This is a genomic window from Empedobacter sp. R750, from assembly GCF_030324345.1.
GTDB classification, from domain to species: domain Bacteria; phylum Bacteroidota; class Bacteroidia; order Flavobacteriales; family Weeksellaceae; genus Empedobacter; species Empedobacter falsenii_C.
Genome location: NZ_JACAGF010000010.1, coordinates 24,095 through 47,124, shown reverse-complemented (window position 1 = coordinate 47,124; position 23,030 = coordinate 24,095). Strand labels below are relative to the sequence as shown.

The 23,030-nt window shown below is 32.3% G+C and carries 32 protein-coding genes; 8 read left to right on the top strand and 24 right to left on the bottom strand.

What is annotated here, in order from left to right:
* Positions 1-2 precede the first annotated feature (2 nt).
* From HXZ74_RS11215 to HXZ74_RS11125, 19 genes are all read right to left on the bottom strand, one after another.
* Positions 3-1,637, bottom strand: coding sequence for a hypothetical protein (locus HXZ74_RS11215; RefSeq protein WP_286475484.1), 1,635 nt, complete (start codon positions 1,635-1,637; stop codon positions 3-5).
* Between the two features lie 4 nt (positions 1,638-1,641).
* On the bottom strand, positions 1,642-2,472 hold the full coding sequence (locus HXZ74_RS11210) for a phage baseplate protein (RefSeq protein ID WP_286475482.1): 831 nt from the start codon (positions 2,470-2,472) through the stop codon (positions 1,642-1,644).
* Positions 2,473-2,934 (bottom strand): hypothetical protein, encoded by a 462-nt coding sequence (locus tag HXZ74_RS11205; RefSeq protein WP_286475480.1) that lies wholly within the window; start codon positions 2,932-2,934, stop codon positions 2,473-2,475.
* Entirely contained in the window at positions 2,924-3,757 is an 834-nt protein-coding gene (locus HXZ74_RS11200; RefSeq protein ID WP_286475478.1) for a nucleotidyltransferase, read from the bottom strand. Before HXZ74_RS11200 ends, HXZ74_RS11205 begins: the two co-directional genes overlap by 11 nt.
* A 2-nt stretch (positions 3,758-3,759) precedes the next feature.
* A complete protein-coding gene (locus HXZ74_RS11195; protein ID WP_286475476.1) occupies positions 3,760-4,059 on the bottom strand; it encodes a hypothetical protein in 300 nt (99 codons plus the stop codon).
* A gap of 2 nt (positions 4,060-4,061) precedes the next feature.
* A complete protein-coding gene (locus HXZ74_RS11190) occupies positions 4,062-4,403 on the bottom strand; it encodes a hypothetical protein (protein ID WP_286475474.1) in 342 nt (113 codons plus the stop codon).
* Complete coding sequence (locus HXZ74_RS11185; RefSeq protein WP_286475472.1) at positions 4,400-4,678, bottom strand: SH3 domain-containing protein; 279 nt, start codon at positions 4,676-4,678, stop codon at positions 4,400-4,402. Before HXZ74_RS11185 ends, HXZ74_RS11190 begins: the two co-directional genes overlap by 4 nt.
* Entirely contained in the window at positions 4,678-4,884 is a 207-nt protein-coding gene (locus HXZ74_RS11180) for a hypothetical protein (protein WP_286475470.1), read from the bottom strand. The genes HXZ74_RS11185 and HXZ74_RS11180 overlap by 1 nt, the downstream gene beginning before the upstream one ends.
* Before the next feature lie 8 nt (positions 4,885-4,892).
* Positions 4,893-5,387, bottom strand: coding sequence for a hypothetical protein (locus HXZ74_RS11175; RefSeq protein WP_286475468.1), 495 nt, complete (start codon positions 5,385-5,387; stop codon positions 4,893-4,895).
* Complete coding sequence (locus HXZ74_RS11170; protein ID WP_286475467.1) at positions 5,365-6,336, bottom strand: hypothetical protein; 972 nt, start codon at positions 6,334-6,336, stop codon at positions 5,365-5,367. The genes HXZ74_RS11175 and HXZ74_RS11170 overlap by 23 nt, the downstream gene beginning before the upstream one ends.
* Positions 6,337-6,347: 11 nt before the next feature.
* Entirely contained in the window at positions 6,348-6,974 is a 627-nt protein-coding gene (locus HXZ74_RS11165) for a DUF6046 domain-containing protein (protein ID WP_286475466.1), read from the bottom strand.
* A gap of 3 nt (positions 6,975-6,977) precedes the next feature.
* Positions 6,978-9,188 (bottom strand): phage tail tape measure protein, encoded by a 2,211-nt coding sequence (locus tag HXZ74_RS11160; protein WP_286475464.1) that lies wholly within the window; start codon positions 9,186-9,188, stop codon positions 6,978-6,980.
* Positions 9,181-9,321 (bottom strand): hypothetical protein, encoded by a 141-nt coding sequence (locus HXZ74_RS11155; protein ID WP_286475462.1) that lies wholly within the window; start codon positions 9,319-9,321, stop codon positions 9,181-9,183. The genes HXZ74_RS11160 and HXZ74_RS11155 overlap by 8 nt, the downstream gene beginning before the upstream one ends.
* A gap of 101 nt (positions 9,322-9,422) precedes the next feature.
* On the bottom strand, positions 9,423-9,731 hold the full coding sequence (locus HXZ74_RS11150) for a hypothetical protein (protein WP_286475460.1): 309 nt from the start codon (positions 9,729-9,731) through the stop codon (positions 9,423-9,425).
* A 143-nt stretch (positions 9,732-9,874) separates the two neighbouring features.
* Positions 9,875-10,318 (bottom strand): hypothetical protein, encoded by a 444-nt coding sequence (locus HXZ74_RS11145; RefSeq protein WP_286475458.1) that lies wholly within the window; start codon positions 10,316-10,318, stop codon positions 9,875-9,877.
* A 1-nt stretch (position 10,319) separates the two neighbouring features.
* The gene (locus tag HXZ74_RS11140; RefSeq protein WP_286475456.1) at positions 10,320-11,558 is read right to left on the bottom strand and encodes a DUF2586 family protein; all 1,239 of its coding nucleotides are present in this window, start codon (positions 11,556-11,558) and stop codon (positions 10,320-10,322) included.
* Positions 11,558-12,001 carry a hypothetical protein gene (locus HXZ74_RS11135; RefSeq protein WP_286475454.1) on the bottom strand — a complete coding sequence of 148 codons (444 nt, stop codon included), beginning with the start codon at positions 11,999-12,001 and terminating at the stop codon, positions 11,558-11,560. Before HXZ74_RS11135 ends, HXZ74_RS11140 begins: the two co-directional genes overlap by 1 nt.
* A gap of 75 nt (positions 12,002-12,076) precedes the next feature.
* Entirely contained in the window at positions 12,077-13,075 is a 999-nt protein-coding gene (locus tag HXZ74_RS11130; protein WP_286475452.1) for a hypothetical protein, read from the bottom strand.
* A 3-nt stretch (positions 13,076-13,078) separates the two neighbouring features.
* Complete coding sequence (locus HXZ74_RS11125; protein WP_286475450.1) at positions 13,079-14,197, bottom strand: ATP-dependent Clp protease proteolytic subunit; 1,119 nt, start codon at positions 14,195-14,197, stop codon at positions 13,079-13,081.
* A gap of 165 nt (positions 14,198-14,362) precedes the next feature.
* Here HXZ74_RS11125 and HXZ74_RS11120 point away from each other — a divergent pair, with 165 nt between their 5' ends.
* The 8 genes from HXZ74_RS11120 (at position 14,363) to HXZ74_RS11085 (ending at position 20,850) form a co-directional block, all read left to right on the top strand.
* A complete protein-coding gene (locus HXZ74_RS11120) occupies positions 14,363-14,857 on the top strand; it encodes a DUF1804 family protein (protein ID WP_286475447.1) in 495 nt (164 codons plus the stop codon).
* Positions 14,854-15,120 (top strand): hypothetical protein, encoded by a 267-nt coding sequence (locus HXZ74_RS11115; RefSeq protein ID WP_286475445.1) that lies wholly within the window; start codon positions 14,854-14,856, stop codon positions 15,118-15,120. The genes HXZ74_RS11120 and HXZ74_RS11115 overlap by 4 nt, the downstream gene beginning before the upstream one ends.
* A complete protein-coding gene (locus tag HXZ74_RS11110) occupies positions 15,104-16,624 on the top strand; it encodes a hypothetical protein (protein WP_286475443.1) in 1,521 nt (506 codons plus the stop codon). The genes HXZ74_RS11115 and HXZ74_RS11110 overlap by 17 nt, the downstream gene beginning before the upstream one ends.
* A complete protein-coding gene (locus HXZ74_RS11105; protein ID WP_286475441.1) occupies positions 16,621-17,043 on the top strand; it encodes a hypothetical protein in 423 nt (140 codons plus the stop codon). Before HXZ74_RS11110 ends, HXZ74_RS11105 begins: the two co-directional genes overlap by 4 nt.
* A complete protein-coding gene (locus HXZ74_RS11100) occupies positions 17,043-18,302 on the top strand; it encodes a phage portal protein family protein (RefSeq protein ID WP_286475439.1) in 1,260 nt (419 codons plus the stop codon). Before HXZ74_RS11105 ends, HXZ74_RS11100 begins: the two co-directional genes overlap by 1 nt.
* 122 nt (positions 18,303-18,424) lie before the next feature.
* Positions 18,425-19,708 (top strand): phage head morphogenesis protein, encoded by a 1,284-nt coding sequence (locus HXZ74_RS11095; RefSeq protein ID WP_286475438.1) that lies wholly within the window; start codon positions 18,425-18,427, stop codon positions 19,706-19,708.
* A 108-nt stretch (positions 19,709-19,816) separates the two neighbouring features.
* Positions 19,817-20,341, top strand: coding sequence for a phage virion morphogenesis family protein (locus HXZ74_RS11090; RefSeq protein ID WP_286475436.1), 525 nt, complete (start codon positions 19,817-19,819; stop codon positions 20,339-20,341).
* Positions 20,338-20,850 (top strand): hypothetical protein, encoded by a 513-nt coding sequence (locus HXZ74_RS11085; RefSeq protein ID WP_286475434.1) that lies wholly within the window; start codon positions 20,338-20,340, stop codon positions 20,848-20,850. The genes HXZ74_RS11090 and HXZ74_RS11085 overlap by 4 nt, the downstream gene beginning before the upstream one ends.
* Here the strand turns inward: HXZ74_RS11085 and HXZ74_RS11080 are convergent.
* The 5 genes from HXZ74_RS11080 to HXZ74_RS11060 form a co-directional block, all read right to left on the bottom strand.
* Complete coding sequence (locus HXZ74_RS11080; RefSeq protein WP_286475432.1) at positions 20,847-21,038, bottom strand: hypothetical protein; 192 nt, start codon at positions 21,036-21,038, stop codon at positions 20,847-20,849. The two genes, HXZ74_RS11085 and HXZ74_RS11080, sit on opposite strands and share 4 nt — an antisense overlap.
* A gap of 90 nt (positions 21,039-21,128) precedes the next feature.
* Positions 21,129-21,785, bottom strand: a complete 657-nt coding sequence (locus tag HXZ74_RS11075) for a hypothetical protein (RefSeq protein ID WP_286475430.1) — start codon at positions 21,783-21,785, stop codon at positions 21,129-21,131.
* A 98-nt stretch (positions 21,786-21,883) separates the two neighbouring features.
* Complete coding sequence (locus tag HXZ74_RS11070; protein ID WP_286475429.1) at positions 21,884-22,072, bottom strand: hypothetical protein; 189 nt, start codon at positions 22,070-22,072, stop codon at positions 21,884-21,886.
* 7 nt (positions 22,073-22,079) lie between these two features.
* Positions 22,080-22,472, bottom strand: a complete 393-nt coding sequence (locus HXZ74_RS11065; protein ID WP_286475427.1) for a hypothetical protein — start codon at positions 22,470-22,472, stop codon at positions 22,080-22,082.
* 32 nt (positions 22,473-22,504) lie between these two features.
* Positions 22,505-23,026 carry a 3'-5' exonuclease gene (locus HXZ74_RS11060; protein ID WP_286475425.1) on the bottom strand — a complete coding sequence of 174 codons (522 nt, stop codon included), beginning with the start codon at positions 23,024-23,026 and terminating at the stop codon, positions 22,505-22,507.
* Positions 23,027-23,030 lie beyond the last annotated feature (4 nt).

The following is a 23,030-nucleotide window of genomic DNA, read 5'->3' as shown; positions in this document are numbered from 1 at the left end:
TATTATAATCTAATTTTTCTAGTAATTCCTGATAGTCCTAAGCTACCTCCATCATTACCTGTAGAAGGATCTACTAAGGCAAATTTAAAATACATGTCAGATACATAGCTAAATAGAACTGTTGATATATGCTTTGATTCTGTACAAAATATAGTAGCTACACCATTTTTCATAGCAATAAAAACTTTAAAATTTCTAACAGTATTTGTAGGATTACCAACTATAGCTTCACCTGAATTTATATTTTCAGGAACAGACATTAGCACAGCATTGGTATTACTAATTACACCTAAATCTATAATTGTATCATTAATAGTTTTATCAGGTAAGACTAAACCTAATGCAATTCGTGAGGGGAATCTACCCCAAGATTTACCTGAGTAATTAAAGGATATTTCAACACCTACACCGTCTAAAACATCTTGAGATGTTATTATAGGTGTTATAGATTTTGCATTAAAAACTGTACCAATAATATTAGTTGAATTACCTGTAAAAATTAATGAAGAATTATTGCTTTCAAATTCTAAGTTAGGAATTGGTAAATTTTCTACATTCTCAGATAAAATAAGTATCTTATTCTTATTAGGAATTGATACAGTATTACTTAATGAATTATAAATTGTAAAATAATATTCACCTGTTAACCATTCAGAAAAGTCTTCTCCAAATGTTACAATACCCGTTTGACTTTGATTAACTTGAAAATCTATAATAGTTTTATAAAAACTATCATCGGATTTCTTATAAACGTTAATATATGAACCATTTGGAAGAAATAAGTTTAATCCAATTAGTGAAACATATTGTACATAGGGTTTAGTTTTATCAATGATAGGTGGATTAATGAAATCAATTCTAGGTTGTCCTGTACTATATGTTTCTCCTGTTTTTCTACTCGCTAATCTAAAAGCTTCTTTCTGAGCATCTGTAGATTTCGACATCGCATTTGTCACAGCATTAAGTCCTACTTTAGCAGTATTTCCGTTACTGTCAACACCTAACAAATCATTGAATGTTGCATCGGTACTTTTGTCTAATATTCCTGAATAACGAATTGAAGGATTTGAACAATTGAAAGGAAAACCAAACTCAACACTTGCAGTTCCTGTATGTTTACGATTGGTAGTTACAACCAAATCGGTATTAGCAAAGTTTTTTCCTAAATCGCCTTTAGGTGTTGTAGATCCATCACCAAGAATTACATATTCATTCGTTGCATTTTCTGTCGGCACATCTAATTTTTTCGCTACTTCGCTGTAAATCGCATTATTAAATGCATTGATAGTTGCACCAGTTTGTAAACCAAAATCTGCGTAATCTTGTGTAATTGTAATTGCTTTGTCATCAAATTTCAAATCAGCAACTCCTAATTTCTTTTTCCAAGCTGTTACATTTTCAGAATTTAACGAAGTAGCATCATTTGTCGCGTAAATATCATGCGTGTGATTTTCTTCAGCTTTACCGTCAATCAAATCACCAAGCCCTTTAATTGATCCAATTGGTAATGTATCTGACTTATGCCAAAAAGAAGCCCACGTAGACCAAAATTGTTGTTGATTTGGTTTTAAACCTGTTTTAAACCAATTATTAATTGTATTTCTATCAGTAATTTGTGTATTATTATCTAAAGCCATAATATTAACCTTTATACATTATTTTCGCCAATACATAAAAAGGCGGTCTATTTTCGTGTGCTTGACTACCTCCGACTTCATTTGTTTCAAAAGTATGTGAGTGATTTCCTGATCGACTTGTAGTTCCGTTATAATCTTGACCATTAGAACCACGGTTGAAATTATTATTTCCACCATAAGTTACCGCTGTATAACTATGTGCATGTTCTCCATCTGTTGAAGTACTACCACTATGTTTATGTTTTGGCATTTGATCGGTTGTTAACGTTACTTCTTTTGCACCGCCTGTATTTCCAATTGTTTTATAATCTGCATTTTCAGGATCATAACCAACGATAAACATTCCTCGAAGGTCGGGTGTTCCATTCGTTCCGTCGCATAATTGATAACCAGCAGGTATATCTTCAATCTTTCCGTAATAATCCAATACAATACAACCTACAGGCATCAATCGTTTTTGAATTTCTTTGATTGACATTGGTCGGTGAAAGTCAGTCCAATTGTAATTTGTCGTTTGTACACTTGATCCAAATGTTGCATAACGTGTACGATAAACTAATTTGTTTTCGCCATTCTCAAAGTTTTTGTTTTGCGTTTCTTCTCGAATAATAACTGTTGCGCCCGCTTGTCCACCACGAAATTCTACGACTTCACCATTGATATATACCACACCATTTGCAACGCTATTTCCTAAAATTTCGCAACCTTTAATAATGGCTAATGGAGCAATGATATTTCCTAATGAATTAAAAATATCATACGCATTTTGCATCGCATTAAGTGTATCTGTTTCAAGAGGAAAACCTCCTGTTTGCTGTATATTTATTCTATTCATCTATCCTAAATTTATTACGTTAAATCGTGTCCCTTCTAACTTGTAAAATTTTACCTGTGCTTCTATATCATATATATTCGCACTTACGCCATTCATATCGACCGTAAAATCGAAACTATCATCGCCATAATCGGAACTTGGACGAATGAAAAGAGTTCCTAAATATTTTGGTTTTTTTTCACCTTCTGTATAGATGTATTTTCGTTCAAATCGATCTCCCTCAACTATTTTGATACGTCGTTCCGAAATATCAAAACGATCATTCAAAGCAGCTTCTAAATAACATACCTGCCAATTGTGATCTAACTTATAATGATCATCATTTCGTTTGACTAAAAAATTATAATGAATGCTAACTACTGGAGCTATTGCCGAACGTAAATAAGCGATGATTCGAGGTTGCCTCATAAAAGTAGGCAACAGTAAAACCACGAGCTTATTAAAATCAATGTTAAACTTCATAGCGTATATCGTTATAATTTTCGATTGTGAAATAGCCACTTTCAGGTATTCGACGAACGTCGATTGTTGTCCAATCGCCGTAGTTATTAGTTGTAGCATTAATCCAACATGATTGAGCTAAATCAACCGAAACCAAATTAACTCCTGTAACCGCTTCCAATTTATTGGCTAAATCCTGAATGCGTAATTCACCATTAAATGGCAATTCTTTCATAAATTCCTGTAATGCTTTTGGGATTGGATATTCAGCCGAAGTAATATCCATTCCATTTGCATTGATGACTAATGGATCACGAAATACACGAATATTCAACTTTAATCGATCTGGTAAATAATTGATAATCGTATATGGGACACCAGCTCCCTTTACACGTTTTGTATATTCATATATAGCTTCTATTTTGTCAATCTCTAAAGGCGATAAAACATCATCTTTTTCAGTCGCTATTTTTATGATCACTTCACGCTCATTTGCAGTTTCATTTACTGCACAATATTTGATTATTTTTGAAGCTTCAATTTCTTCAGTAGTTGCTCCTGTATTATCGAATAGATCCTTTTCTTTTATTAATTCAAACCCGTACTGAAAATTCAAATACAAAGATTGAATCCAAGGTAAACGATGCGATTTTTGATTTAAAAATTTTGCGTCAATTTCTGAGCGATGCACTGTAAATAATTGTGCTAATTGCTCAACTGAAAAAGCCATGATATACAACATCATTCGCCAAACAGACGTTTTTGAAGTTGACGTTAACCCATCTAAATTTGAATTAGATGTTTTCGCTGTAATCATTTCTTTTTGATAATTTTCTACACTCATAATTATTGTACTTCAAAATCAACTTCAATAGCCCAGTAATCAATTCCTGAAGGCGTTTCTATTTCTTTTTCAATTGTCGTTATTCCTGTTGCAGGTTTCAATCCTTTATTTTGGAAATATTCTGCGATCAATCGTTGTCCAAAATCTGTGTTTTCAGGAACTTGTAATATTGTTCCAACCTCCAAATCGTCCGTTAAACTAATGTCATTCGCAATTGCTAATGACATTGCTCCATTTGCAGTTCCAAATAGATAAATGGAAATATCTAAAAGCGTTTGGTTATGTAGGATTTTGATTTGCATGATTAATGTTTTTCGAGTTCAGATATTCTTTTTTTCAACACATTATTTTCACGTTGAATCGCATTGTATTTATTAGACCATTTTGATTCAACTTCTTGAATTTTCTTCTGCCAATATGCTTCTTGTTCTGCTAACTTCAATTTCAATTCTGTTATTTCCTTCGTGTTATTATCAATCATCCGATCAGTATCAGCAATCATATCTTTATAAATACCTTGAATATGCTTGGTTAATTCTGCATCTTCAACTTTCTTTGACATTTTAGATTTTCCAATCCAACCAACAACGACAGCTATAATTCCAGTTACTAATTCTGATAAATGTTGTGCGATGAGTTCTTTCATAATGTTTTAGTATTTATTTGCATGTAATCTTTTACCTCATCATAATTTTTATTATCTTTTGCTAAATGAATCATTACACGTTGCTTAATTTCGTTTTGTGAAACCTTACTATTAATTAATTGATATAAATTAGCTCCAAGTGTTGGAAACTCTTTTAAATTTCCTTGAGTTAATCCGAGTATAATACCTACTTCTTGAAGTGTACTTTCGTCTATTTGAAAATCACCACTTAAAAAAGCGATATCATCATTTTCGTCTAATTTTATATCTTTCATTATCCATCAAATTTTGCAGTTCCTGTAAAAGCACCTTGAGCTGAAGTTCCTACAATATTTAGAGAACCGCTCATCAAAAATTCATAAAAAGCAAGCATCAATCTAGATGCGTAGATTTCTTTTGAAGCTTCGTAATCTTCAGCATTAATCATTTCATCTTGTATTGAAATGATGTTTTGTTTCAATTGTTCTTGATTTAAAGGCATTTTAAATATTATTTAAATAGGGTTAAAACATCATTTTTCAGCTGTTTAAAAACAACCTTATTTTGTTCAGAGAATAATCCTGGTCCACTTGGCGTTTTAATTACTGATTTATCTAATTCTTCTAATAATTTTTGCAAAACTTCTTTTAATTCAACAGATTCATTTTTTAGAATAAGTCCTTCTGTTGTTACGTGAATTTCAGATTCTTTTGATTTAATAATTACCTCATCAACTTCATCACAATCAATTAAAAAACTATCTACCTCTTGATTTCCGATTGAACCGATTATACATTTTGTATTAATCTTAGGTTTTCGAATTGTATTTCCTATTCCAAGAGAAACATCATAATATTCAAGATTATCAATCAACCCAAGAACAGTAGCCGTTTTTTCCTCCCAATCTACTTCTTTCACAATCCCCCAAGCGGTTTGTATAGGAACTTGATTTTTAGCATTAGATCCGAGCAATTCTTTCAATCTATCTAACTGCGTTCTGTCCATATCGGTTACCTAATTTTATTTGTTGACGATATTCTGCTTTCTTGAATGTTTTCGAAATACTTTCTACATAATAAATTCCATCGCGTTCAGGATATAATGTTGATTTCAATTTAACTTTCCAACCATGTTGAACTCGCGGAATTCCAAATACAGTAAAAGAACCATCAAAACCATCACGTTTATTTGCATTATAAAACCGTTTTACTTGAACTTCTAATTCAGGTTTAGTTTTTACATTAAATTGCCATTCGATATTTTTATCAGCAGGATTATCTCCAAAACTATATTCTATTTTTACTCCTTTATCAACGCAAGTTCCGTTTACTTTTACTGTAATATCTTCACGATTTCTATACTGTAAATCGTTACTGACCGCATTACGTTCTAAATTAAAATTGACAATATTATGATCAGAATTATCAGCATATATTTTACCTGAAACAATGGTTCTCGTCAATGGTTCTATGTAACTATATATTTTTAAATCTGATTGTAATTTATCTAACACAGCTCCAACATTAGTTTTTGAAAATCGAACTTTACCAAGCTGTAACCCTTCAATTGAATCAATTGAATAACCAGGAATAATCTTAGTTAATAATTCATTTAATTTGATTGATTTTGACGAAAAATTGACAGGTATTTGTTTTACTTTAAACATCTCATCTTGGCATTTAATTACAATTGGTATTGAAGCTGAAACCTCTGTTATATAACCGATAAATTCGGTAAATAAATTACCATCATAGCCAAGTTCAATTTTAACCGAATCACCTCGTCTGAAAACTTCTTTAACTTTAAATTTATCAAAGTATTGAACATTGCGAGGTAGACGTATAATTGCAGTATCTGTTAATAACTTCCAACTTGATTCAATTTCAATTTCTGAAGGTTTTAAAATAACAATATCCTTTCTTCCTTCTCTCGAAAATGTAATCCGAGCACACATAGCTAACGTCATTACTCAAATTCTTCTAAGGTTAATAAAAGAGGTTCATCAGATATTGCACGAATCTCAAACGGAATAACATCAGGTTTACCTTGCACTTGTTGAAAATCTATTGATTCAATTGTTATGGCATGAATTCCTTTTTCAATAAAAAGAGATCCTAATACATCAATACTTCCAGCTATATTTTCGAACTCTAACAATCTTTCTTTTTGCTCAGTAGCTGTTCTAAATCTTGGCTCATTCAAACAAAGCCCTCTAATACGAATACTCCAATCATCAAAACCGTAAATTTCTTTTACTGTTCCGTTACTACCTAAAACATCAGTCCTTGTAATATTCTTTGCTCTTGAAAAATCAACTAATGATGTTGCTGGCATATCAAAATCTTGAAAATCTTTCCCTACTAATTCTCCTTTAGGATTATACTTTTTATAAGTACCACCCTTGAAAACAATAGGAAACATTATTGGCGTACCCATCCAAGATAATTTTTCAGCTTGTTGAGCCTTTACAACACTTACATCTGAATAAATAGCTTTACCATTACTATCATTTGATGAATAAACATCTGCTAAATAGATTGGAGCATTTATACCAAATGCTGTTCTGAATATATGTGGTAAGTTGTAACTCATAATTTATCCAATTGAAATCATAGCGTCTTCTAAACGATCTCCTATTTTAGAAGCTACAGCTTCTGCTAAATATCGAACATCAGTATTTCCTTTAGAAGTAAAATAATTATTGATTGTCATGGTGATTGATGTAGAACCTTTAGATCCTGAGATACTCATGTCACCTTCTTTTGTTCCATTCTTTTTAGATCCTTTTTTTTCTTTATCAGGTTTAGAACCATCATTATAAAAAGATAGAGTTGGAGCTTTACCTTTTACTAAATCATTAATACTTGATTTTTCTTCTTTTTCAGGTTTATTTTTACCTTTAGCATAACCTTTTTGATAAGCTTCACCTGCTTCTGATTTGAAATCTGACCACCAACCTTTTACTACAGATATTGCCTGTTTAATTTTATCTAAAACAATTTTTATTTTTTGATAAATGGCATCAAATATTCCTGATACCCAATCGTAAATACCTCCAAATACCGTTTGAAAAACACTTCCAATAACATTTAAGTATGCTTTAATAAAATTGTAAACATTGGTTATTACAGTAGTTATTGTATTGTAAATACTCGTGAAGACTAAAACCACTTTTTCATAAATCCACGTAAAAACAGAAGACCAAAAATTCCACATTGTCTGAACATAAGATTTATAAACCTGCCAAATAGCCTCGAGTATTGGTTGTAGAAAATCCCATATCTTAGTAAATACTAACTTTACAACTTCCCAAATCCCATAAAAGAAACCTCTAAACTCTTCTGAAGTATTCCAGAAATAGGTAAATAAGCCTATCAAAGCAGCAATTAAAGCCAATATCCAACCAATAACAGGTATACTTGTAATTGCAGCACCAATAGCACGAATTGCTCCTGATAATGTAAAAGCTGAAACTGTTGCGGCGGTTTGTGCGGTTGCAACACCTGCTGTACTAACAGCAGTTGTTGCCATGATTGCACGATTAGAAGCAATTAATCCATTAACTGTTGAATAAACACCTATTAAACCTAAAGCACCTTGACCAATTTGTGAGATTACTTGTAAGTATTCGCCAGCCCCCCCAACAACCTTACTAACAGATAATTGAACATCAGCTATAAAAGATTTTAAACCTTTGTTTGCTGTTTCAACACTTTTAATCTTATTAAGATCTAAATCAAGAGAAGCATAACCTTCAATCCATGCACGAGAAGCATCTTCACCAGCACCTTTGAAAATATCTGCCAAAACTTGTTGACGAGCTTGTGCAGTAGAATCTTTCATTTTTTCAGAAATCATTCTAATTGCATCAAATGCTGTTTTACCTTCAAGATCTTTTACTTTCAAACCAATTGCAGTAATGGCATCGACTTGAGTTTTTGTCATTTCGGTAACTGACATCTGTGCCTCTTTCAAAGAGTCAATTGCTTTATCAGAAAAGATTCCTTTTTTACCAGCTTGAGCCATTACGGCTACAGCTTGAGCATTTGTTAAACCTAATTCTCGAAAAAAACCAGGATATTCACGCAACTGATCCAACATGTCTTTATTAGCATCAGCTCCCTTCTCAAAGCCTTGTTCAATTAAATCAAAGTTTTCTTGAAATGAACCACCATTTGCTTGCGTCATTGCATTTACAGCTTGAGCAATTTTATATGGTTCTTCTTTGAAGATTTTACCATATTTATAAGCTTTAGCTGTCAAGTCATCTAACTCCTTTCCTGAAGTATCAGTCAATCGTTGAATATCTGAACGAAGCGTAACAATATCAGTTGAAAAATTAAATCCATTTGCCAAACGATCAACCATTTCGATAGTTTGGTTAATTCCTGTAGAAACATTCTCCCAACCATTCGTTGATTGACCAAACTCTTTCGATTTTTTTGTTAAGTGTTCAATATCATCTTCAGCACCTTGTAAGGCTTCACGAAGATTATTTGCTCTTTTCTTAGCTTTTTCAAACTGTTCCTGAACTTCAGCACCCATTTGACCAGGAGCAGAAGTTTTTGTCGCTTTTCCTAATTCTTTTACCTCTTTTTCTGCTTCCTTAACTTTATCAGCTAATTCGTCATAATATTGTTTTGAATTTACTAAAGCTTCTTTTGTTTCACGTTCATTAAATTGAACAGCATCCGTAACATCTTCTACAGCTTGAGTAACTTCATCAACAGATTTCGTCACCTTTTTAGCAGGTGCCGATATCTTGTCGATTAATTGAATTATCCATTTTGTTGATGTATTACTCATTTTGTTTTTTTGAAAATGCTTTCGAAAGTGCTTTTAGTATGGCAAGTTCTTGTGGTTCTATTTGTAATTTTAATTTTAGACTATGGACATAAACCCAATCATTAAATCGTTCTGCCCATTCTTTATCTGACAATTGATTTGGATCTAATCCTAATTCAACTCTGATAATTGCATTTATTTTCCTTATCCATTGCGGATCTGATTCCCCGTCTTCAGGATTTATTTCAGACGAGGCTAAAGCTTTTTTATAGTAGCAGAAGCCTTTGTAAATAATTTACCTACCTCTTCTAAAACAGTTGAATAAACTTCACCATCTTCTAAAGCTTCCATATTTCCTGCAACAACGCAGTTTGTCATCATAATTTTACTAACTGCTGCCACACGTCCTTTTTTCTCAGATTCTAAATCTGAAACTGCTTCAATTACATGACGACTTGGTTTTTTTAGTACAAAAACAAAAGTTTCATCTTCAGAAGTTGTAACTGTTAATTCAGATAATTTTTTACCATATTTTGCTTTTAAAGCATCTAAATCGTAAGACATATTTATAATTTTTTAGTACAATTACAAGGAATCGAACCTTGTCCTTTAGCAGAAAAGCTAACGTGCATTACCATTACACTATAGAAGTATAAAAAGGCGTTTAAACAAGGCTTAAACGCCTTTTAAATATTAAAAGAAAAAGATTAAATAACTACGTTCCAATCGACATGCGAACATATCAACTCAGCTTCGTATGTTAATGTTTTATCGTTTTGTGCAGCTTCAACACCACGTCCTGTAAATTGACAATTGCGAATGATATCTTTTGTAATCAAGCCACTTTTTTGTTTGTAAATCACAATTACATCAAATGGTTCAATTTCTTGTACACGTGATCCTGGAGGAATTGCGCTTTGAATTGCATCCCATTCTTCTTTGTATAAAGTAAGTTTTGGATTTTCAGCAACATAATTCCCATCACCACGACCTATAGGAAACTTTCCACCTCCGTAGGCGTTTTCCATTTCGATAGAATCATTGTAAGAAATTTGAGTAATCCCTTCTACATCACGCCCTAAAAGATTTATGGTAATGGAATTCCATCCCTGCATCTTTCCAAATTTGTTTATAATAGTTGTTTGTGACATATTATGCTATTTCATTTGTTAAACCTAAATCGACATCAAACTCGTGTACAATTCCATCCATTACTACTTGAGCCTTAGCTTTAATAGGTGAATCATCACTTACATATTGTTTTGGATTGATATAAAAATCAAATCCTGAGATTTCATCATCTTTTTGCATTTGCTCTAATGCATTATTCACTAATGAAATCCAATATGCAACTGTACTATCTTTGATAAACCCAGTTGATGGATCTTTCTTGAAAGTAGATTTGATACGAGGTATTAATGTTTGACGAATAATACGAGCCGCTTTATTCCATACACGATTATTTTCGATGTAAGCGTAATCAGATGTTTTTACGATTGCTGTACACGAATTTGAAAAGTAAACACCAGCATAACCTTCATAAGAAGTTGTGTAGATATAACCTTTTGTATCCAATGTTTTCAAATCAACTTTTGATAATGATTCTGTAAGCGTTCCATCAGATAAATATGAAGTCAACCATAAATCTTTGTGCGAATTTGTTAATGGATAATCCAATTGTCCTTTTGCAAAATTTGGCTTATTCACAACATCTACAGAACCTAAGTTTTCATTAACTTTTCTTACCGAAAGCATTCCTAATGCAGAACCAATTGCAGCATAATTTTTATAAGCTAAATCTTGATTCGCAATAAATGGATCTTGTGCAATTACTACTGAACACTGTTTAGCATTTTTCGTTCTGAAATCATGTGCATTCGTAGGATTGATTTTTGTAGGTGATTTCCCTTCTAATAAAACAAAATCAACAAATCGACTTTCTGCAAAAAGAGCATCTACTAAATCTTTTTGTATTGTTTCTATATCAGTAACCAATGTTTCTAACGTGTCATTAAAGCCTGTAAATGCAAGTCCTTTGATATCCTTGTTTGCACGTATTGTTGGTAATATATCAGCGATACATTCTTTTACTAATAATCCTTCAGCTCCTTTTTCTAATCCGATTAGAAATAAAGTTGCATTTGGATCTAAACGGAAGATTTCAGAAATATGATGATGTGCAAGGACTTTATTATTTGCATCAAAACTTTCATCCAAACCAATTGCAATAGCATCTTCTACTTGCAATAACTTGACAGCTGTTTTAGCTTCTAAGTTGAGACTTGCCAAAGGTATAGGCATAATTAGAGCCGCATAATTATCGGTATTATCCGAGCGACGACCTAAACCACCTTCAAGTCTATTAATATTTACACCTGTTGTTTGAGCCATTATTCTGGATTATCTTGGTTTTCTTTTTTATCTTCCGAACCTTCTTGACCTTCGTCTTCAGATCCTAAATCATCAGAATCAGTATTCAATTCTGCGATACGTTTTTCTAAAGCATTTACAACTTTTGTACGTGGTTTTGCTTTTTCATTTTCTTGAATTAAGAATAATTTCAACTTCTCTACATCCGAATAAAGTTGAATTGCACCTATTAATACTGGAGCGCTTGATTCAATACCTATTTCATCATTTGTTTCAGATTGTTCATTTGGATTTTTAAACCCAAACACATCTAACTTTGATGATTTTGCATGAATATCTGCACGATTTTCCATTAAAAATGGTTGTCCGTCTGTTGTATAGAATATTTCTTTAACCTCTTTGTTTTGGTTAAAATATTCTACTGATTTTTTTTCTAATTCTGATTTGCTATATTGTTTTGACATTGCAGCTTTTTTTTTAAAAAAAGCTCATCGCTCGAGGCTAAATGAGCTTTTAGTTATAAATAAATTACGATGATATTAGACTTTACCTGAGATAATAGCCGCTGAACCTTCCACACCATACGAAACGATGATATGCCACAATCTAAAGCCGATTGTATGTTCACGATTCTCAGGATCATTAGAAGCATCACGTGCAAATCGTTCAATCGTTCCAGTTGCTTTCGCTGTTGAACCTTTATGGAATACTACAGATGATTTACGACCAACTGTTGCAGAACCATAAGCTAATTTCTCTTTTGTTGTATCGTCATATTCAGGTGTTGTAGAATCTTCATAAACGATAAAACCATAATAGTTTTTAGAGATTGAACCTTCAGTATGATTTTGATATTGTGTATAGAATTTTCTATCCTCATCTAATAAATCAGATACATGATCATCAGATAATAATAATACACGACCATTTTTGTTAATTCCTTTTTTATTCATCGTAGCTTGTAAACCACGCAAATCTTTTGAAGTTAATTTTTTACGACCTGTACCATCATCTTCACCTGTAGTTTCTAAAACAAAAAGATTATTCGCAGCATCATGTTTTTGTGGTGCTAATCCCCAAAGACCATATTCGATAGTTGCATCTTCTAATGTTTCACGATGTTGTTCTTGTACATCAGACGTTTTTTCGTAAGGCAAAGCATACAATTCGTCTTTAGTAACAGTTGTGTTTTCCGTGTCAAACTTGTGTAAAGAAACTACCACATGGCTATCATCACGCTTGTTTGATACAATAGGATAATTGGTATTATCAATTAACACTTTTGGTGCTTCACCACGTTTAGGGATTTTAATCGTATCATTATTTACCCATTGTTGTTTTGATCTAATTTCAGAAACCCACGTATGTTCATGGCGTAACTGTTTTAACATTTCTTTTTCTGCCAATGTATTTTTAACTGGCAAGGCAACTAATGTCGCCATAGAAATATTTGTACCTGTATCTTTTCCAAAGACAAATGATAAGGTCGCAATTGTCAGCAATACAGCTGTTAGTAACAAATTCTTTGTAATTTTCATTGTTTATTGATTAGAATTAAAATATGAGTTTTCAAGTTCCGCAGCAGCCGAAGGATCTTCTGCTAACATTTTTTCATAAGCCGCAGGATCTTTCTCTAAATAATCATTCAAAGTCCATCCTTTACGTTCTGTTACTACTTGCGCTTCTGTACCTCCCTCATTAGGGTTAGGTTTTTCAACTGCTGGCATACTATCCAAAACAGCTTTTGTACCTTTAAAATCAGCCATTGCTAATGATTTCCAATGTGCTTTAGCATCAGCTGTAAATTTCTTTTTAGCAAAATGTTCGTTAACCAAAGATTCAGCCTGTGCATCTTGGTTTTGTTGAGCTTCAGCTTCTAAATTTGTAGCCTCTTCAGCTTTTTTTTGTTGAGCATCTAATACTGCTTCAATTTGCTCATCGGTTGCATCAGCCGATAGCTTTAGTTTCGATATTAATTTATCTCTGTCCATAGTATTTGATTTCGATTTTGAAATTTCTGGGATAGTTGGCGCTCCACACGCCTCAAGCAAGGCTACATCTTCTGCTTTTATTTCTTGATCTGATTGAATGATTTCTGAGATTAAACCTTTCGATTTTGCTTCATTTGCATTCATCCAATAATCAGATTTCCACAACTCTTCAATTTCATCATCTGATAAATTGAAAGCTTTGGAATAAGCTGACTTGTAATCAACTGTTGAATTTTTAAGCATTTTCAAATCCGCCTCAATCTGATTCTCATTTCCATAAGTTCCCATCATAGGCTTATGAATCATAAATTGAGAAGTTGCATATGCTTTTACTTTTTCAGGATATTCAACCAAAATTCGTGTAGCAGCCGAAGCGGCAATTGCTCCAACAATGATTTCAGTTACTTCTATTTTTCGAAGTTCATTAATAATCTCAGCGGCTTCGAATACCGAACCGCCTCGACTATTAATATAAATAGAAGCCTTATTTACTCCTCGTGAAACAAATCCATCGATTAATGCACGTATGCTATTGGCTGAATTATCGCTATACTCTGATATACGATCAATGATGCGAATTGTCGCCAATCCTTCACTTGATGATGCTTCAACAATCAATCTCGATTGTGGAGAAGCAGCGGCTACTATATTTATTTTTTCACGTTTCAATTTTTACAATTTGTCTTAATTCGAAAACAAAGTTGCGAGTGATAAGCTCAAATCGAAAAAACGTGTTACAAATCGTCGGTAAATCCTGCCAAAATCTTCCGAGAATTACGGATAAATTGTAACAACATTTCTACATATACCTTTATATGATAGCAACTTTGTGCTATGGCAAAGGATAAAGAGAGGAAAATAGCACAGGACTATTATGTCACACAAGGATTAAATGCAAAACAAATTGCTGATAAAGGGTTAGCTACTGAAAAAACTATTGGTAACTGGGTGAATAAATATGGATGGAAGAAACTACGAGATGCCAAACAAAATTCAACTGGAAATCGATTAGACAGAATTAATCAAGTTACAGATAACCTTGCAGACCAACGATTGAAACTTTTTCAAGAAATAGAAAATGCAAAAGAAGCTGGTGATCAAAAATTAGCAGCCTCACTACAAAGTCAAGCTGTTCAAATTGATGATGCTATTGCTAAATGGAACAAAAGAGCTGAAAATGTTGACAAAGAAAATCGTATTTCACTTGCTGTTTACATTGAAGTCATGGAAGATATTTTCAACCATCTACAACTTCACAATGCCGAATTATTTTTAAAAACAATAGAGTTCCAAGAGGAACATCTTAACAATATATCTCTTAAATTATGATAAAAGAATTATTCATCATTATACGAAGCTTAAAAAAACATAAAGCATCTAAAGAACAGTATTATTTAGAAATTGGATCATTTCTTTTAAGACGTGGAACAGGTTATAAAGTTGGAGATTCTTTTATGCTTCCTCAACAAAAAAAAGGTAAAGCTGTAGAAACACAAGTATGGATATCCAACCTCTTTTTTGATTTTGCCAAAAACAAAATCACACACACATTTACAACAAAAAAGCCTTTAACAAATGCGAATAAAGGATAAAAAAGCAGTTGAACGATATAAAAAGAAATTAGACTTAGCACGATCAGTTGGTGTTCGTAATCCTTTTGAAACTAAGGAAGAAACAAAAGCGGCTATTGAACGTGCTAAAAAAGATTTTGCTTATTGTGTACAACGTTATTTTCCACATTATGCAGATGCAGCAACACCATATTTTCATATTGACTTTGCTAATATGGTCGCTAAAAATACGACATTCAAAGGGTTTTGTGTTTTTGGTCGTGCTATGGCTAAATCGGTTTTAAATGATATTTTATTACCGTTTTGGTTATGGATTCGTGGTGAACCTGTTTACGAAGTTATTATTGGAAATAATGCAGATAGAGCAGCACAATTATTAGAAGATTTACGTGCAGAATTTGAAGCTAATCCTCAAATTATTAATGATTATGGTATTCAACACAATCCAGGTTCTTGGGAAGAAGGATTTTTCGTAACAAAAGGCGGTTTTATAGGTCAAGCGTTAGGTATGGGACAATCTGTTAGAGGTTTACGTGTAAAAAACAAACGTCCTACTCATATTGTACCTGATGATACCGAAACAAAGGATTTATTAAAAAATCCTAAACGTATGAATGAAATGGTACGGTGGATTGAAAGAGATTTAATTCCAACTATGGACGGTGCTATACGTCGATACATTCACGTTAACAACCGTTCAGCTGCTATAATGATGATGACTATTTTAAGAGATAGACATCCAAATTGGAAATGGTATCAAGTTAATGCATATGATCCTGTGACCTACGAACCAGCTTGGAAAGAAAAATACAGCGCAACTTATTACAAAGAAGTTGAAGATGATATCGGACAATTAGCAGCTTATGCCGAATATAACAACAAACCACATATTGAGGGTGAAATCTTTAAAGAAGAACAAATTCAATATGCACCGATGCCAAAATTAAATCAATTCAAAATTATAATTGGTCGTTGGGATGTGGCGTATGCAGGAACTTCTACAGCCGATTACAATTCTATTGTTGTGCAAGGTGTAAAAGACAAAGATTTTTGGGTTATTGACAGTTATTGCAAACAAAGTAAAATGCGTCAAGCGGTTGAATGGATGGCTAATTTTCAAATTAATCTACCTAAAACAGTTGTCGTGCATTGGAAGTTTGAAGCGCAATTTTGGAATGACGAAGTTGAAAGAACAATTCGAGAAGTTGAAGCTGAATTTGGAATAATCTTAAACATTATCAAAGTACAAGCTCCACGTGTACATAAATATGATCGTATTTTAAAATTACAACCATACTACCAAAACGGACGTATTTATTACAATATAAAATTGAAAGCTCATCAAGACACTCAAGTCGGAATTGCTCAATTATTAGGAATTGAACCAGGTTATAAGACACATGACGATTTTCCTGATGCACATCAAGGTGGGATTGAAGATTTAGAACCTTATATCACTTATGATTATGGTCGAAATACAGAGATACTACAAGGACGAATGGAACCAAATCACGAACGAATATGATTTACTTAAACAAAGAATATTTAAAAACACATATCTACGAACGATTTTTAATTGAAAGTACTTCAGACTTTGAACAAATGCTTTTAAATTCAGAATTAGAGTGGATTGACATTATCAAATCAATGTTATCATCTCGCTATGATGTTTCAAAGATTTTCGATACAAATACGCCTATTCATAATGAATTATTGAAACGTATTCTTTCAAAATTTATCATTTATGATGCTGTCCGTAGAAATGCAGCTCGCAAAGTTCCAACAGATTTTGAAAACGAAAAGAAATGGGCTGAAGAAATGTTGGAAAAAATATCAGTTGGGAAAATTGTATTAGACGATTTACCAAAACCTCCTGAAGACACGACAGGAAACAATGGAAGTTTTATGAGTGGAAATTTGAGTAACCAAGACTTTTATATCTAATGGATTTTTTAAAAAATATATACCAAAAAGCTGAAGGCTATTTTATCAATCGTGCAAATGAAAGTACGTTAAGAGTTGCAGCCGTAAGCAAAGGCGCACAATCTACAAGTAGTCAAATTAACTATCAAGCCGAAAGTATGATGTCTAAATCTTTGAAAGATTGGCAATCAGCGATTACATTGGCAACAGATCGTGATGATCCACAATTTGCAGATTTAAACAATCTTTATAACAACCTTTTATTAGATAATCATTTATCCAGTGTGATTGATTCACGCATATTATTCTGTCAACGTTCTCCATTCAAAATTGTTGACGAAAAAGGAAATGAAAATAGCGAACTATCTTACTTATTCGAACGTACTTGGTTTGAAGATTTTATACGACTTGTTTTGATGAGCCGTTTTCAAGGACGCACTTTAATCGAAGCGTTTGATTTGAATGATTTAGGCGAACTAAAAGAAGTTAACGAAATAAAACAAGGCTATTTCAATGTAAAAAACGGAATAATAACCAAAGAAATTGGCGATACTAAAGGATGGCAATTTCGTGAAGGTGCATTAGAACCATATTATTTACAAGTAGGTAAAAACTATGATCTTGGAATGCTGGCACAACTTGCACCAATTGTTTTAGCCAAAAAGTTAGGTTTTGGAGCTTGGCAGGATTATGTAGATAAATTTGGTGTACCTCCTTTGTTTATCACTACTGAAAGGATGGATAACAACCGATTGAAAGAACTTTATAATGCGGCAATCAATTATAAACGAAATAATTTCATGATTGGTCAAGGTAATGAAAAGTTTGAAATTGGTAATACAGGTGGTGTAAGCAGTTCGGACACGTTTGATTTATTAATTGACCGTGTCAATTCTGAGATTTCAAAACGAGTTCTTGGTGGTTCTGGATTGACAGATGAAAAAAGCTTTGTTGGATCTACAGAAATTCAATTTCGTTTAGCAAATGACCGATTTGAATCTGATAAACTATTAGTAAAAAACATTATTAACGGTGAATTTCGTCAAAAACTAATTAAAATATCTCCTGTTTATGCACCATTACAAAATCATTACTTTGAATGGGACAATCAAGAAAACTTGAGCAAATCTGCAATGGCTGATTTGATTAATAAAATGAATCAAAATTATATTGTAGATCCTGAATTTGCTGAACAACAAACAGGTGTCCCAATTATAGGTATTCGTGAAAATTCATTCAATACTCAACAAGAAAATCCTATTGATGTAAAAAAAAAGTAATAACGGCTAAATTATTAAAAGAGGTTGATGCCTATTATAATAATGAAGCCGAACACAATATTGGATGTAGTTGTGGAGAATGTGAACCACTTGCCATTGATATTTCCGATTGGGAAAAAGTAATGGAGCAAATAATGCGAGATACGTACGAAGGTAAATTAAAGCCTGGGCAATTATCTCAAACCCATATTCGTGAAACTTACAACGAATTGAACAAAGGAGCTAAAGAAGGTTATGGTAAAAATTGGACGCAAGTAAATAACCAGGATGGAATTCCTAAAGATGTTTTAAAAATTCAACAAAACATTTGGAAATTCTCAGGCGCAAAAGACGCTGCAATGCTTGAAGAAATTAACCGATTAATGACTAGAAATGGTCAAAAAACAAATTGGGAAGATTTTAAAGCTGAAGTATTAAAACTAAATGACAAATACAATGTTCAATACTTACAGGCTGAATGGCAAACAGCACGCCAAGCAGGAAACCACGCATCAAACTGGGAACAATACCAAAAAAGAAAACATCTTTATCCAAACCTAAAATATAAAACTCAAGGAGATAAAAATGTTCGTGACGCACACCGAAAGTTAGATGGAATTATAGCTCCGATAGATGGTTCTTTTTGGCGTAGTTTTTACCCTCCAAATGGATGGCGTTGTAGATGCTATGTTGTACAAACTGCTGAAGATGCTACAAAAGATATTCCAACCATTTCAGATAGTGAAGTTAAACCAGAGTTTAAAGTTAACGTAGGTTCAACAGGTCAAATATTCAAAGAAAATACAGATAACAACGGAAATCCACATCCTTATTTTGATTTTGTTACAAATCATAGTCAAGCATTAAAAGATGCTTTAGAGCGCACAAAAGCAAATTGTCCTTACACCGTAGCATACCAATCTGATAATGGAACTAAATTCTATGTAAGTCCATTTACAGATCCAAGCGATTACCAAAAAAACTTTGCAGGTTCTAAAACATTTGCTGATTCTCTAAATCTTCAGATTAACATTAGAGAACATTTAAACATTGAAGGAGAAAAAAATCCTGAATATGAATATATTTTTGATGCTAATAAAATAATTAAAGGAGACAGAGTTAGCCCTACAAGTAAAAATGTAAGCACAGCAACAAATAACGCATTTAAAGGTAAATTGAGTGAAGCTAAAAACGGACAGTTATCTGATCAAGAAAATTGCTTTATAGCTATCGAATTGTGGTTTGAACCAACAAATAAGAATATAGAAGATTTTACACGTCAATCCTGGTCCAAATTTAATCAGTATGAATCTTTAGACTTTGTGATTTATTACATAGAAGATGTGAAAGCTTTAAAAATTACAAGAGGAGATTTAAAGAAAGGCTATCCTGAGTATTTAAAAACAATAGCCGATTTTATAAAATAGCAAAAGGCATAACTTTCATTATGCCTTTTACTGGATGTTGATTGAGATTTCTCCCGCTCAACAGTACAAATATACAAAATATTTAAATACAATTTAAAACTCTTTTAAATGGCAATTAACGAAACTCCTGATTTTGCAAAAATGGCAGCAATGGTAATGGACGAATTAGCCGTTGAGGTTGCAGATCATGCACAATCCTTTTTCAAAAGTTCTTTCGATAATCAAGGCTTTACGGATTTGAGTTTTATTCCATGGGTATTGCGAATGGACGCAGAACCGCATCAGATATTAATGAAATCTGAAGCTTTAAAAGATTCAATAAAAATTACTGAAGCAACAAAAAATCGTGTAGAAATTACAGCTGGCGACGGTTTACCATACGCAGGCATACACAATACAGGCGGAACGATAGAAGTGAAAGTAACTGATAAAATGCGCAAATTCTTTTGGGCTATGTTCTACGCAAGCGGTTTAGAAAAATGGAAAGGAATGGCGTTGACAAAAAAAGAAAGTTTTATAATTAATATTCCACAACGTCAATACATAGGTGATTCGGCTACTTTGATGAAAGATATTGATGAGATGATTATTTGGAAAATACAAAATGTACAAAAACAAATATTACCAAAATGATGCAACAATGGACAGATTTATACTTGGAACTTTCCAATAAAATAAATGATAATTTACACGAAATACGATGGATTGACTTATGGCATAACCAGGTTAATTTTTTAGAAACTGAACATCCATTCCCGACACCTGCTGTGTTCTTGGCTTTTAGATCTAAAAATATTGATGATGTAGGAAATAATGTTCAAACGTTAACTATACAAGTAGATATTTATCTTTACTTCGAAACATTTGCAGACACTTATTTAGGAAGTCATAACCAACAAAGTGCTTTAGATTTCCTTACTAATCTAACTGATATTTATTCGTTATTACACGGAACAAGTGGCGAAAATTATAGCGAAATGAGACGTACAGATATTCATCCAGTTGATACAGGAAATGCAGGTAATTTATACCGTCAAGTTTTTGAATGTGTGTTACAAGATTATGCTGCAACTAAAAATTATGTAGATGGTTCTGCAAGTGATTTGGTTATTGAACCTAAAGAAAATAAGTTTATTATCTAAATACGATTATAGATGATTTTCTCAACTGTTTTCCATGATTTGTAATACTTTTTAGCCAATGAACGAAAGATAAAAGCATCCGTTTTTTCTTGTACACCAAATTCAGGATGAGGCGCACTCATTTTTTCGTAATCTTTACGAATATCATTATGAAGTTCTATGGTTACTGGCTTAATTGGCATTGACATACTACAAAAATAATACGCTTTATTGTCTTTTGCAAAAAGTTGTTTTTGAGCATAAAAAAACCACTCGTATTGAGTGGTTTTAATTTTCTATTATTCTAATGTAGTTCCGTCAGTATAAACTATCTTAACTACTTTTATTACAAATTTTAAATCTTCGAATTTTGAATTTTTAATCTTTATATCTTGATCCATAAATTGATTATAGTCAAAAAACGCTTCATTAATATAAACTTGATTAGGAGCTATTTTATCATCCGTCAAACTTAATTCATATCCATCGCCAATTTCATCACCTAACTTGTTTAAAATCGTAAAATTAAATTTCACAGCATCTATCGTTTTTGAAGACTTGTTTTTTATAGCATATTTATATGTATTATATGATTGAAAATCCGCTTCTATAAATCCTTTTCCTGTAATACTTACTGTAATAGCATCAGTCATTTTTTTAGCTTTTTCTGCTTCTGCCTTTTCTGCTTCTATTTTAAGTTTTTCTTGTTCTAATTTATAATTTTTAGCTTCATTCAAAATATCATCATAAGTCTTACTTTCTAAAGATTCACCTGTTAATTTAGCTTTCACAATCCAACCAGCCAATAACTGTAAATCTTCATCAGAAAGTTTTTTGGATTCTTTTATAGCCTTTGCATCCTGTTCTAATGTTGTTTCAGAATACTTTTTATCCAATGGATTACTACAGCTTACCAATAAAGCTACAAATAAGAAAAAAGTAATTTTTTTAATCATAATTAGTTAATTTTCACAAAAATAAATATATAAATTATAAATACAATAAGGTTTTCCGTAAAAACAAAAAGCCACTCTAATATGAGTGGCTTTTATATTTATAAATTTTTGCCTGATGGATCATTTAAAATAGATTTTACAGCATCTGCAATATCCCTTGCGTATAAAGCAATTGCTTCTGAAGCTAATTCACTATTTTCTTTAATTTTTACAATTTCTGGACTGATTTTAATTGCAACATCCATTACAAGTTTTTTATACTCTTCAGCTGTTAATTTAGTACTCATATCAATATTATTTAATTTCTTTTAATATTACTTGTTCTGTTTTTAAGTCAACTTCACCAAGAGCAACATTCGTTACAACACCTCCTAACTTATTAGTTCCTGTAAATTTGATTGCTAATTTCACAACATCATTCACACTATCTTTAGGGTCAGATGTTCTATCCAGTAATTTAAAACTACTTGGATCATTCATTTGTTTTTTAGCTAATTCTTTCAAAGTAGTTAAAGCAATATCAATTTGCTTTTCTCTTTTTTCTTTTACTAAAGCTATAGAATCATTAATATTTTTTTGCTTAAGTTCAATTGGTGTTAATTCTTTTTTAGGTGTTTGATTACATTTAATTAAAGAATAAATCAAAACTGCTAATATTGGAATTATTATGAATTTATATTTTTTCATATCGTTAATTTTTTCAAAAATACAATAATACTTTAATCAAACTTCAATTTCTTATAAATCTTACAACAATACTTTATTTGGTGCATACAGTCTGAAATTGGATGATGTTTTGTACCAACAAATGGCTCAGATTTTTTTATGTCAGGCGCAAAGTCAACTAAGGTACGAACATCTCTCTCATTAAAATGATTCCAAGGCAATGGGAAATCTATGGCTTTGTAGGCGTTTCGTAAAATTTCACAATCGAAGTTGATTCCATTTGCCCAAACAAAATCGGTTTCAAACTCAAAGAAAACAAAGAAATCTTGTAAGGCTTGGTGTAGTTCCACACGATCCTCAGTTGTTAGGAATTGTTCCTGTGCTTCTTTTCCTTGTTTCATCCACCAATCTACCGTGTCTGCGTCTACTCGCAAACCGTAATCAATACAGCTCTGTTTGTCTATCTTAAAATAAACAGAATCGCCAACTATTCCTGTTTCTAAATCAAATCTTACAGCGGCAATCGAAACTAAGGCAGCATCATTTGATGTTGCCAATGTTTCTATATCTATCATTACG

Coding starts and splice junctions, on each gene's coding strand:
- HXZ74_RS11170 (WP_286475467.1), bottom strand. CDS start 6,336: ATGTGTGCTCGGATTACATTTTCGAGAGAAGGAAGAAAGGATATTGTT.
- HXZ74_RS11110 (WP_286475443.1), top strand. CDS start 15,104: ATGCGAATAAAGGATAAAAAAGCAGTTGAACGATATAAAAAGAAATTA.
- HXZ74_RS11115 (WP_286475445.1), top strand. CDS start 14,854: ATGATAAAAGAATTATTCATCATTATACGAAGCTTAAAAAAACATAAA.
- HXZ74_RS11100 (WP_286475439.1), top strand. CDS start 17,043: ATGGATTTTTTAAAAAATATATACCAAAAAGCTGAAGGCTATTTTATC.
- HXZ74_RS11210 (WP_286475482.1), bottom strand. CDS start 2,472: ATGAATAGAATAAATATACAGCAAACAGGAGGTTTTCCTCTTGAAACA.
- HXZ74_RS11195 (WP_286475476.1), bottom strand. CDS start 4,059: ATGCAAATCAAAATCCTACATAACCAAACGCTTTTAGATATTTCCATT.
- HXZ74_RS11130 (WP_286475452.1), bottom strand. CDS start 13,075: ATGAAAATTACAAAGAATTTGTTACTAACAGCTGTATTGCTGACAATT.
- HXZ74_RS11140 (WP_286475456.1), bottom strand. CDS start 11,558: ATGGCTCAAACAACAGGTGTAAATATTAATAGACTTGAAGGTGGTTTA.
- HXZ74_RS11080 (WP_286475432.1), bottom strand. CDS start 21,038: ATGTCAATGCCAATTAAGCCAGTAACCATAGAACTTCATAATGATATT.
- HXZ74_RS11135 (WP_286475454.1), bottom strand. CDS start 12,001: ATGTCAAAACAATATAGCAAATCAGAATTAGAAAAAAAATCAGTAGAA.
- HXZ74_RS11085 (WP_286475434.1), top strand. CDS start 20,338: ATGATGCAACAATGGACAGATTTATACTTGGAACTTTCCAATAAAATA.
- HXZ74_RS11095 (WP_286475438.1), top strand. CDS start 18,425: ATGGAGCAAATAATGCGAGATACGTACGAAGGTAAATTAAAGCCTGGG.
- HXZ74_RS11165 (WP_286475466.1), bottom strand. CDS start 6,974: ATGAGTTACAACTTACCACATATATTCAGAACAGCATTTGGTATAAAT.
- HXZ74_RS11150 (WP_286475460.1), bottom strand. CDS start 9,731: ATGTCTTACGATTTAGATGCTTTAAAAGCAAAATATGGTAAAAAATTA.
- HXZ74_RS11205 (WP_286475480.1), bottom strand. CDS start 2,934: ATGAAGTTTAACATTGATTTTAATAAGCTCGTGGTTTTACTGTTGCCT.
- HXZ74_RS11090 (WP_286475436.1), top strand. CDS start 19,817: ATGGCAATTAACGAAACTCCTGATTTTGCAAAAATGGCAGCAATGGTA.
- HXZ74_RS11160 (WP_286475464.1), bottom strand. CDS start 9,188: ATGAGTAATACATCAACAAAATGGATAATTCAATTAATCGACAAGATA.
- HXZ74_RS11105 (WP_286475441.1), top strand. CDS start 16,621: ATGATTTACTTAAACAAAGAATATTTAAAAACACATATCTACGAACGA.
- HXZ74_RS11065 (WP_286475427.1), bottom strand. CDS start 22,472: ATGAAAAAATATAAATTCATAATAATTCCAATATTAGCAGTTTTGATT.
- HXZ74_RS11145 (WP_286475458.1), bottom strand. CDS start 10,318: ATGTCACAAACAACTATTATAAACAAATTTGGAAAGATGCAGGGATGG.
- HXZ74_RS11190 (WP_286475474.1), bottom strand. CDS start 4,403: ATGAAAGAACTCATCGCACAACATTTATCAGAATTAGTAACTGGAATT.
- HXZ74_RS11070 (WP_286475429.1), bottom strand. CDS start 22,072: ATGAGTACTAAATTAACAGCTGAAGAGTATAAAAAACTTGTAATGGAT.
- HXZ74_RS11200 (WP_286475478.1), bottom strand. CDS start 3,757: ATGAGTGTAGAAAATTATCAAAAAGAAATGATTACAGCGAAAACATCT.
- HXZ74_RS11120 (WP_286475447.1), top strand. CDS start 14,363: ATGGCAAAGGATAAAGAGAGGAAAATAGCACAGGACTATTATGTCACA.
- HXZ74_RS11180 (WP_286475470.1), bottom strand. CDS start 4,884: ATGCCTTTAAATCAAGAACAATTGAAACAAAACATCATTTCAATACAA.
- HXZ74_RS11215 (WP_286475484.1), bottom strand. CDS start 1,637: ATGGCTTTAGATAATAATACACAAATTACTGATAGAAATACAATTAAT.
- HXZ74_RS11060 (WP_286475425.1), bottom strand. CDS start 23,026: ATGATAGATATAGAAACATTGGCAACATCAAATGATGCTGCCTTAGTT.
- HXZ74_RS11075 (WP_286475430.1), bottom strand. CDS start 21,785: ATGATTAAAAAAATTACTTTTTTCTTATTTGTAGCTTTATTGGTAAGC.
- HXZ74_RS11185 (WP_286475472.1), bottom strand. CDS start 4,678: ATGAAAGATATAAAATTAGACGAAAATGATGATATCGCTTTTTTAAGT.
- HXZ74_RS11175 (WP_286475468.1), bottom strand. CDS start 5,387: ATGGACAGAACGCAGTTAGATAGATTGAAAGAATTGCTCGGATCTAAT.